Genomic DNA, 9,534 nt, shown 5'->3' with positions numbered 1-9,534 from the left:
GGCAGCGACCGGCGCAACCGCGCGCTCATCGCGGGCGGCGTGGGCGCGCTCGCGGGCGGCGGCATCGGCTACTATATGGACCAGCAGGAAGCCGAGCTCACGCGCCAGCTCCGCTCGACCGGCGTCAGCGTGACGCGCGTCGGCGACAACATCATCCTCAACATGCCGGGCAATGTGACCTTCGCGTCGAACTCGCCCGACATCAACGCCAAGTTCTATGACGTGCTGAACTCCGTCGCGCTGGTGCTGAAGAAATACGACAAGACGCTCATCGACGTGACGGGGCACACGGATTCGACCGGCAGCGCCGAACTCAACCAGAAGCTCTCGCAGGCGCGGGCCGAAAGCGTCGCGAGCTATCTCATTTCTCAGGGTACGGATTCGCGCCGCTTCCTCGTGCGCGGCGTCGGCCCGAGCCAGCCCATCGCCACGAACACGACGCCCGATGGCCGGGCCCAGAACCGGCGCGTCGAGATCAAGCTGACGCCGCTGACGCAGGGCTGAGCCCCTTCCTCCCGTCATGCCCCGCGCGAAGCGGGGCATGGTGCGGGGGACGATCTCAGAGATCGCGCCCCAAGAGACTTTCGATCTCCCTCACCAGCGCGGGATCGAGCGGGCTCACCCGGCTCGCATAGATGTTCACGAGCTCTCCCGACGGGCCGATCAGATATTTGTGGAAGTTCCAGCGCGGGCGCGCATCCTCGCCCGCTATCTCGCTCACCCATTTGTAGAAGGGATGCGCCGTCTCGCCGATCACGGACTGTTTCGAGGTCAGCGGGAAATCGACATCGTAATTCGTCTCGCAGAATTCGAGGATCTCAGCCTCGCTGCCCGGCTCCTGCGCGCCGAAATCGTTGGACGGCACGCCGATGACGACGAGGCCGCGCGTCCGGTAGCGCTCCCAGAGCGCCTGCAATTCCCGGTACTGGGGCGTGAAACCGCAGCGGCTCGCCGTGTTGACGATCAGGACAGCGCGGCCCTCGAACTGCGAAAGCGCCAGCGCCTCGCCCCTGATGCCGCGGAACTCGAAGACATGCGCGTTCATCCGCGCCTCCTGCCAATGCCGACGATGCGCAAATCCTAGCACGCGGCTTTTCCCGCTTCACGCGCTGCCGCAGGCGGCTACTATAGGGCGCAAAGGGGGAAACGGCCCATGTGCGATACGATGGTGGCGCGGCCCGGCGCGACGAAATCCGGCGCGCTGATTTTCGCGAAGAATTCAGACCGCGAGGCCAACGAGGCGCAATATCTGATGCATGTGCCGCGGGCGCGCCACGAAAAGGGCGCAACCCTCCGCTGCACCTATGTCGAAATTCCGCAGGCCGCCGAAACGCATGGCGTGCTTCTGTCGCGGCCCTTCTGGATGTGGGGCGCGGAAATGGGCGCGAACGAGCACGGGCTCGTCATCGGCAATGAGGCGGTCTTCGCCAAGATCGCGCCGCAGAAGGAGGCGGCGCTGATCGGCATGGACCTGCTGCGGCTCGGACTCGAGCGCGCGCGCGACGCCGACGAGGCGCTCGATGTCATCACGACACTTCTGAAGACCTATGGGCAGGGCGGAAACTGTGCCCATCTCGGCCATTTCGAGTACCACAATTCCTTCCTCATCGCCGATGCGGCGGGCAATGCCTTCGTGCTCGAAACGGTGGGGCGCGAATGGGCGGCCGAGCGCGTGGACCGCGTGCGCTCGATCTCGAACACCTACACGATCGGAACGAAGTTCGATCAGGCAAGCCAGGGGCTTCTGCCGCAGGCGATCGAACAGGGCTTCGTGCAGGAGGGCGAGACTTTCGATTTCGCCGACGCCTATGCCAACCGCGCGCGCTCGGCCTTCGCGACCGGCATGTCGCGCTGGTGCCGCACGAGCAGCCTTCTCGGCCGCCGAAACTTCCACGCGCCGGCCAGCCTGATGGGGATCCTGCGCGATCAGGGCGCACAGGCCGCGCGCGATCCGAACTGGCGGCCCGACGGCATCATGGGCGGGGCCGTCTGCGCCCATGCCTCCTGGGGGCCGATCCGCCGCTTCGGCCAGACGACCGGCTCATGGGTGGCCGAACTCGGGCCGGGACGCGCCGTCCATTGGCTGACCGGCACCTCGTCGCCCGACACCTCGATCTTCAAGCCGGTCTTTTTCGGACCGGGCTTCGAGGGGGCGGCGCTTCCCGATTTCGGTCCCGCGCCCGGCGACACCTATAACCCCGCGACGCTCTGGTGGCGGCACGAACGGCTCCACCGGGCGGTGCTCGAGGACTACCCGGCCCGGCTCAACGCCTTTGCCGGCGAGCGCGACAGGCTGGAGGCGAGCTTTCTCGCCCGCGTCGAGGCGCTGCTTGCGCGGGGCGGAAGCGCCGAGGAGGCGGGCCGGCTCTCGCGCGAGATCTGGGCCGAGGCGGCGGCCGCCGAAGACCGCTGGTTCGAGCGCATCCGGCGCATGCCGAAGCATCCCGGGCGCGGGGGCTCGCTTCTCTACCGGATGCATTGGGGAAAGCTCGCGCGGCTTGCCAGAATGCCGGCCTGAGGGCTCTGGCGAGCGCGGACTCCCCTCGCCGCATGGTTAACTTTATCTCAACGCCTCGGAGGCAAGCTTCCATCGGGTCAAGTTCCAGATGGGGTGCGAGACGCCACATATGCGTCCGCAGGAGCCGCCGATGTCGAAACCGAAGCATTTTCTCACCGCCACGCTTTATGTCGCGCCTTCGATCGCGGCCGCGCTCTGGCTTCCCGAATTTGCCAATGTCGAACCCAAGCTCGCGCTTCTCGGCGCGCTCATCGCCTGTTTCCTCGGCGCGGAAGCCCATGCCGCCTATGCCCGCGGCATAGAGAGGCGGCAGGTGCGGAACGATCTGGCCGAGCTGACGGGCATCGCGGCCGGGCTTACGCGCGAGATCGATCAGGCGGCGCGCCGCATCGTCGAGCTTGAAAACCGCTTCGAACTGGAAACGACCCAGAGGATGGAGCGCATCTTCTCCGAAATCCGCGTCATCGAATCGCTGGTGAAGCGGGTCGCCGAGACCCGCGAGGCGCCGCCCCTGCCGGGCGCCGTTCCCGCCATGCAGGCGCGGCTCGCACGCGAATTCGGCGCGCCCGTCGCGCTCACCGAGGTCGAGCCCGAACCCGACATCTCCACCATGAGCGACAGCGAGCTTCTGGAGACGATCCGCCGCTCGCTCGAAGCGAACCGCGTCGATCTCTATCTCCAGCCCATCGTCGGGCTGCCGCAGCGCAAGGTGCGCTATTACGAGGGGCTTTCGCGGCTCCGCTCGGAACAGGGCGCGCTCATCATGCCGCGCGACTACATGCGCGTCGCCGAGCCTGCCGGCATGATGCCCACCGTCGACAACATACTTCTCTTCCGCTGCATCCAGGTCGTGCGCAAGCTCGCCACCCGCAACAGGCATACGGGCGTCTTCTGCAACATCTCGGCCTATTCGCTGCTCGATGCCGACTTCTTCCCGCAATTCGTCGAGTACATGCAGCACAATCAGGATCTCGCGCAGCACCTCATCTTCGAATTCAGCCAGATGACGGTGAACGGCATGGGGCCGATCGAACGGGAAAGCCTCGAGGCGCTGGCCAATCTCGGCTTCCGCTTCTCCATGGACCAGGTGACGAACCTCAAGCTCGACGCCAGGGAACTGCACGACCTGAACTTCCGCTTCGTGAAGATTTCGGCCGCGACGCTCATCGGCGGACAGCACGGCAATACCGACATTCACGCCAATGACATCAAGGAGCTTCTGCGGCGCAACGGCATCCAGCTCATCGTCGACAAGATCGAGACGGAGCGCGAGGTCGTCGATGTGCTCGACCTCAATGTCGAATATGGCCAGGGCTATCTCTTCGGCGAGCCGAAGCCCGTGCGCGAGGAAGTGACGCGGACGGCGGTGGAGACGGCCGCGGCCGCCTGAGGCCCGCACATCCGCCACCCCGCTCCCCCGAGGTTTGACAGGCGCGGCCCGGACGCTATCTTGCCGGCCGACCCGTTCACGCCCGCCAAGGGAGCCCCCGCATGAGCACCGCCCAGATCAAATCCGTCATCGAGCGCGCCTTCGAGGAACGCGACAGCGTGAACACGGAGACGAAAGGCGAGGTGCGCGAGGCCGTCGAGACGGCGCTGCTGGCGCTCGACAAGGGCGAGCTGCGCGTCGCCGAGAAGTTCGACGGCGAATGGGTCGTGCATCAGTGGCTGAAGAAGGCGGTTCTTCTCTCCTTCCGCCTCAACGATATGGGCCTCATCGCGGGCGGCCCCGGCACCGGCACGAACTGGTGGGACAAGGTTCCGTCGAAATTCGAGGGCTGGGGAGAGGCGGAGTTCCGCGCCGCGGGCTTCCGCGCCGTGCCCGGCGCCATCGTCCGCCGCTCGGCCTATATCGCGCCGGGCGCTGTCCTGATGCCCTCCTTCGTCAATCTCGGCGCCTATGTCGATTCGGGCACCATGGTCGACACCTGGGCGACCGTCGGCTCCTGCGCCCAGATCGGCAAGAATGTGCATATTTCGGGCGGCGCCGGCATTGGCGGCGTGCTCGAGCCGCTGCAGGCCAATCCGGTCGTCATCGAGGATAACTGCTTCATCGGCGCGCGCTCGGAAGTCGCCGAGGGCGTCATCGTCGGCGAGGGCGCGGTGCTCTCCATGGGCGTCTATCTCGGCGCCTCGACCAAGATCATCGACCGGGCGACCGGCGAGGTGCATGTCGGCAAGGTGCCGCCCTACGCGGTCGTGGTGCCGGGCTCGCTGCCGGGCCGGGCAGGCAAGGACGGTGCGCCATCGCCGAGCCTCTATTGCGCCGTGATCGTGAAGACGGTCGACGCCCAGACGCGCTCCAAGACCTCGATCAACGAGCTGCTGCGGGACTGACAGGAACCCTAACCCCGGCACGGGACCGGGGTCCTGGGTCCGGGCGCGGCGGGCTTGCCGGCTCGGGCACCGCAACCCGGGACAATTCCGGGCCGACAGCGGAGTTTGAGGCGCGTTCCTGCCATTTGACCGCACCCGTTGCCGCGCGGTACACGGGGAGACCATGCCGATGTCCGCGCCCAGCCCCGACAGCCCCTACGATCCGCTTGCGATCGCGATCGAACTCATCCGCTGTCCGAGCGTGACGCCGCGCGACGAAGGCGCCCTCGACACCCTCGAAAAGTGGCTCTCGCCCCTCGGCTTCCGCTGCGAGCGCATGCCCTTCAGCGAGGAGGGCACGCCGGATGTCGACAATCTCTATGCACGGCTCGGAACGGGCGGGCCGCATTTCTGCTTCGCGGGACATACGGACGTCGTGCCCGTCGGTGACGAGGCCGCCTGGTCGGTCGAGCCCTTCGCGGGCGAGATCCGGGCAGGCAAGCTCTTCGGCCGGGGCGCGGCCGACATGAAGGGCTCGATCGCGGCGTTTGTCGCGGCCGCCGAAAGGCTCGCGCGGGGCGGCTTCGAGGGCTCGATCAGCCTGCTGATCACCGGCGACGAGGAAGGCCCCGGCATCAACGGCACGGCAAAGATGCTGAGGACGCTCGCGGCGCGCGGCGAGACGATCGACCATTGCCTCGTCGGCGAGCCGACATCGGTGCAGAAGCTCGGCGACATGGTGAAGATCGGCCGGCGCGGCAGCATCAATGGCTGGCTGACGGTGCGGGGCATGCAGGGCCATGTCGCCTATCCCCACCTCGCCGATAATCCCCTTCCCCGCCTCATCGAAATGCTGCGGCGGCTCGACGGCCATGTGCTCGACCGGGGCAACGCGCATTTCCAGCCGTCGAATTTCGAGATCACCTCGATCGATGTCGGCAATGCAACGACCAATCTCATTCCCGGCGTCGCGCGGGCGATGATGAATGTCCGCTTCAACGACGAGCACACCGGCGCCTCGCTTGATGCGTGGATGCGCGGCGTCTTCGACCAGGTCGTGCAGGAAATGGGCGGCGCTTACGAGTTCGAGACGAAGATCTCGGGCGAAGCCTTCATCACCGAGCCCGGCCGCTTCTCCACGCTCATCACGGAGGCGATCCGCGAGGTCACGGGCCTCGTGCCCGAGCTCTCGACGAGCGGCGGCACGTCGGATGCGCGCTTCATCCGCGCCTATGCGCCGGTGGTCGAATTCGGGCTCGCGAACGCCACCATGCACAAGGTGGACGAGCATGTGCCGGCGGGCGACATCGCGCGCCTCGCCGACATATACGAGGCGATCCTGCGCCGCTATTTCGCGGCCGGCGCGGACGCAGAGCGATGATCAGCACGGGCGAAATCATTCACGGCCTGACTGGCGCCTGGCGCATCGCCATGCTGGACGCCACGGCGGCGCGGCATTTCGATCTCTCGGCCGAGGGCTTCCGCCGCTCCTTCTGGGCGCTGGCGATCACGGTTCCCGTCATCTTCTTCACCACCGCTTCCCTCTGGCAGATCGGGCAAGCGACCGGAACGATCGAACTTGCTGATTTCACCTCCTTCGTGACGGTGCAGGTCGGCGCAACCGTTCTCTACTGGGCGGCCTATCTTCTCACCATGATCGGCGTCGCGCGCCATCTGAAGCTCGGATCGAGCTACGCCGCCTATGTGATCGTCTTCAACTGGGGCGAGCTGATGACCTCGGCGCTCTTCGCGCTGCCGCTCCTGCTCAATGCCCTCGGCATTCTTCCCAGCCCGGTCGCCGTCACGCTGATGCTGCCCGCCATGGCCGCGCTCGTCTGGTATCGCTGGCAGATCGCGCGGCAGGTGCTCGGCGCGACGCCGCCCGCGGCAGCGGCCATTCTCGCTCTCGATCTCGCGCTCAATCTGATGCTCGATCACGGGCTTGCGAGCCTCGTCTTCATGTCCGGCGGAGAAACGCCATGAGCGATCCGCGCCCGATCGGCGTCTTCGATTCAGGCATAGGCGGCATCACGGTCCTGAAGGCGCTGCGCGCGAGGCTGCCGCATGAAGACCTCGTCTATCTCGGCGACACGGCGCGCCTGCCCTATGGCACGAAAAGCGCCGAGACGGTGACGGCCTATGCGACGCAGGCGACGCGGCACCTCCTCGGCCACGACATCAAGATGGCGGTGATCGCCTGCAACACGGCGACCTCAGTCGCGCTCGGGCCGCTCTCGGTGGCGCTCGCGCCGCTTCCCGTCATCGGCGTGGTCGGCCCCGGCGCGGAAGCGGGCGTCAAGGCATCGCGCACGCGCCATATCGCGGTCATCGCGACGGAGGCGACGGTGCGCGGCGGCGCCTATCCGCGCGCGATCCATGCGCTCGACCCCGGCGCCCATGTGGTGCAGGAGCCCTGCGGCATCTTCGTTGCGCTCGCCGAAGAGGGCTGGGTTTCGGGCGACGTGGTGGAGGCGGCGGCGCGGCGCTATCTCGAGCCGATCTTCGCGCATCCCAATCCGCCGGACACGCTCGTTCTCGGCTGCACGCATTTTCCGGTGCTCGCGGGCACGATCGGCAAGGTGGCCGGGCCCAATGTCACGCTGGTCGATTCGGCTGAAACGACGGCGAGAGCCGTCGAGACGGAACTTTCGGCGCGCGATCTCGCAAGCCCACGCAAGACGCGCGGCCGCACGCGCTTTCTCGCCACCGACAGCCCCGAGCGCTTCGCGCGCGTCGGCGGGATTTTCTTCGGCGAGCCGATCGTGGCCGGCGAAGTCGAACTCGTCGATATCAGGCCGGCCTGAAGCCGCGAAGGGAGCCGGCGCGTCCGGCTAGTCGTAATCGACCTGCATGAGATAGAGCCCGTCCGGCGGCGCGACGGGGCCGCACGCGGCGCGGTCGCGCGCCTTCAATGCGCGTTCGAGATCGCGCGCCGTCCATTTGCCTTCGCCGACGAGCTTCAGCGAGCCGACCATGGAGCGCACCTGATTGTGCAGGAAGGAGCGCGCGCGGGCGGTGATCTCGACATCCTCGCCATAGCGCGAGACGGAAAGCTCATCGAGCGTCTTCAGCGGCGACTTCGCCTGACACTGCATGGAGCGGAAGGTGGTGAAATCGTGCTTGCCGATGAGGACCTGCGCGGCGGCATGCATCACATCGGTGTCGAGCGGCTTGTGCACGAGCCATGCCTGGCCACGGTCGAGCGTCAGAGGCGCGCGGCGATTGACGATGCGATAGAGATAGTGGCGCCGCGTCGCGGAAAACCGCGCCTCGAAATCCTCTCCCACCTCCTCGGCCTCGACGATGGCGACCGGATGGGGACGCATATGGGCGTTGACCGCATCGCGCAGCGTGTCAGTGCGGACGGGTTCGGCCAGATCGACATGTGCGACCTGACCCAACGCATGAACGCCCGCATCCGTGCGGCCCGCGCCATGGACGCGCACATCCGCGCCGCAAAAGCCCCTGAAGCCCGCCTCCAGCACATCCTGCACGGCGCAGCCATTCGCCTGCGACTGCCAGCCGACAAAAGGCGCGCCGTCATATTCGATGGTGAGCTTGTAGCGTGGCATCAGGCGAGCCTCTCGCCCACATGCAGCGGAAAGCCGCGGAGGAAATCGTCCGCCTGCATCGGGCCCTTGCCCGCGCGCTGCAACTCGGCGATACGGAGCGCGCCCTGGCCGCAGGCGATGGTGATGCCGCCCTCGAGCGAAAGCACCTCGCCCGGCGCACCGCTCCCCTCAACGGGCTCCGCGCGCAGGATCTTGATCCTGACCGGCGCCTTGTCGCGCATGACCTCGAAGAAGGCGCCGGGAAAGGGCGTGAGGCCGCGAATGTGGCAATCGAGCGCGCCCGCACCGCGCGACCAGTCGATCCGCGCCTCGTCCTTGTCGATCTTGCTCGCATAGGTGACGCCGCCGGCCGCCTGCGGCATGGCCTGAAGCGCCCCGCGCTCGAGCGCCGCGAGCGCCCGCACCATGAGCGAGGCACCGATCCGCGAGAGTTCGTCATGAAGGCTTCCGGCGGTCGCCTTCGGCCCGATCCGCACATGTTCGGCGAGGAGCACGGGGCCGGTATCAAGGCCCTCATCCATCTGCATCACCATGACGCCCGTTTCGGCATCGCCCGCCATGATCGCCCGCTGGATGGGCGCCGCCCCGCGCCAGCGCGGAAGCAGCGAGGCATGAAGATTGAGGCAGCCGAGGCGCGGCGCATCGAGGACCGGCTTCGGCAGGATGAGGCCATAGGCGACGACGACGGCCGCGTCGAGGCCGAGCGCGGCGAAGGCCGACTGTTCCTCCGGCGATCTGAGCGAGACGGGTGTGCGGACGGAAAGGCCGTTCGCCCCGGCGAAGCGATGCACGGGCGAGGGCTGCTCGGCCATGCCGCGCCCCGCCCTTCGTGGCGGCTGGGAATAGACGGCAGCGATCTCGTGGCCCGCGGCGAGAAGCTCGGCGAGGACGGGAACGGCGAAATCGGGCGTGCCCATGAAGGCGAGGCGGAGGGTCATGGCGCGGCATGCCCGAGGCGCGACCGGCTCAGGCGAATTCCTTTTCCTGGAGCTTCTTCGCCTTGGCGAGCTTCTTCAGCATCATCGAACGCTTGAGCTTGGAGAGATGGTCGATGAAGAGAACGCCGTTCAGATGATCCATCTCATGCTGGATGCAGGTCGCGAGCATGCCCTCGCAATCCAGTTCGCG

At 67.1% G+C, this 9,534-nt stretch carries 11 protein-coding genes; 7 read left to right on the top strand and 4 right to left on the bottom strand.

The window, feature by feature from the left end; genetic code table 11:
- The coding region (locus tag WBG82_RS15700; RefSeq protein ID WP_424425833.1) for an OmpA family protein at window positions 1-504 on the top strand (504 nt) is incomplete at its 5' end.
- 55 nt (window positions 505-559) lie between these two features.
- Here the strand turns inward: WBG82_RS15700 and WBG82_RS15695 are convergent.
- A complete protein-coding gene (locus tag WBG82_RS15695; RefSeq protein ID WP_424425831.1) occupies window positions 560-1,045 on the bottom strand; it encodes a glutathione peroxidase in 486 nt (161 codons plus the stop codon).
- A 108-nt stretch (window positions 1,046-1,153) separates the two neighbouring features.
- Here WBG82_RS15695 and WBG82_RS15690 point away from each other — a divergent pair, with 108 nt between their 5' ends.
- From WBG82_RS15690 to murI, 6 genes are all read left to right on the top strand, one after another.
- Window positions 1,154-2,518 (top strand): hypothetical protein, encoded by a 1,365-nt coding sequence (locus WBG82_RS15690; RefSeq protein ID WP_424425829.1) that lies wholly within the window; start codon window positions 1,154-1,156, stop codon window positions 2,516-2,518.
- A gap of 130 nt (window positions 2,519-2,648) precedes the next feature.
- Window positions 2,649-3,908, top strand: coding sequence for an EAL domain-containing protein (locus tag WBG82_RS15685; protein ID WP_424425828.1), 1,260 nt, complete (start codon window positions 2,649-2,651; stop codon window positions 3,906-3,908).
- 101 nt (window positions 3,909-4,009) lie between these two features.
- Complete coding sequence (dapD, locus tag WBG82_RS15680) at window positions 4,010-4,855, top strand: 2,3,4,5-tetrahydropyridine-2,6-dicarboxylate N-succinyltransferase (protein ID WP_424425826.1); 846 nt, start codon at window positions 4,010-4,012, stop codon at window positions 4,853-4,855.
- Window positions 4,856-5,018: 163 nt separating this feature from the next.
- On the top strand, window positions 5,019-6,215 hold the full coding sequence (gene dapE / locus WBG82_RS15675) for a succinyl-diaminopimelate desuccinylase (RefSeq protein WP_424425824.1): 1,197 nt from the start codon (window positions 5,019-5,021) through the stop codon (window positions 6,213-6,215).
- Window positions 6,212-6,817, top strand: coding sequence for a hypothetical protein (locus WBG82_RS15670; protein ID WP_424425822.1), 606 nt, complete (start codon window positions 6,212-6,214; stop codon window positions 6,815-6,817). Before dapE ends, WBG82_RS15670 begins: the two co-directional genes overlap by 4 nt.
- Complete coding sequence (gene murI / locus WBG82_RS15665) at window positions 6,814-7,638, top strand: glutamate racemase (protein ID WP_424425820.1); 825 nt, start codon at window positions 6,814-6,816, stop codon at window positions 7,636-7,638. Before WBG82_RS15670 ends, murI begins: the two co-directional genes overlap by 4 nt.
- Window positions 7,639-7,665: 27 nt before the next feature.
- Here murI and truA read toward each other — a convergent pair whose 3' ends face one another.
- The 3 genes from truA to WBG82_RS15650 form a co-directional block, all read right to left on the bottom strand.
- The gene (gene truA / locus WBG82_RS15660) at window positions 7,666-8,406 is read right to left on the bottom strand and encodes a tRNA pseudouridine(38-40) synthase TruA (RefSeq protein ID WP_424425818.1); all 741 of its coding nucleotides are present in this window, start codon (window positions 8,404-8,406) and stop codon (window positions 7,666-7,668) included.
- Window positions 8,406-9,344, bottom strand: coding sequence for a methionyl-tRNA formyltransferase (gene fmt, locus WBG82_RS15655; RefSeq protein WP_424425816.1), 939 nt, complete (start codon window positions 9,342-9,344; stop codon window positions 8,406-8,408). Before fmt ends, truA begins: the two co-directional genes overlap by 1 nt.
- Before the next feature lie 28 nt (window positions 9,345-9,372).
- A partial coding sequence (locus tag WBG82_RS15650) for a peptide deformylase (RefSeq protein WP_424425835.1) occupies window positions 9,373-9,534 on the bottom strand: 162 nt, incomplete at its 5' end.

This window comes from Parvibaculum sp. (genome assembly GCF_049671045.1).
Classification (GTDB): Bacteria; Pseudomonadota; Alphaproteobacteria; order Parvibaculales; family Parvibaculaceae; genus Parvibaculum.
The sequence above is the reverse complement of the archived record's forward strand: the minus strand, read 5'-3'. Positions and strand labels throughout refer to the sequence as shown.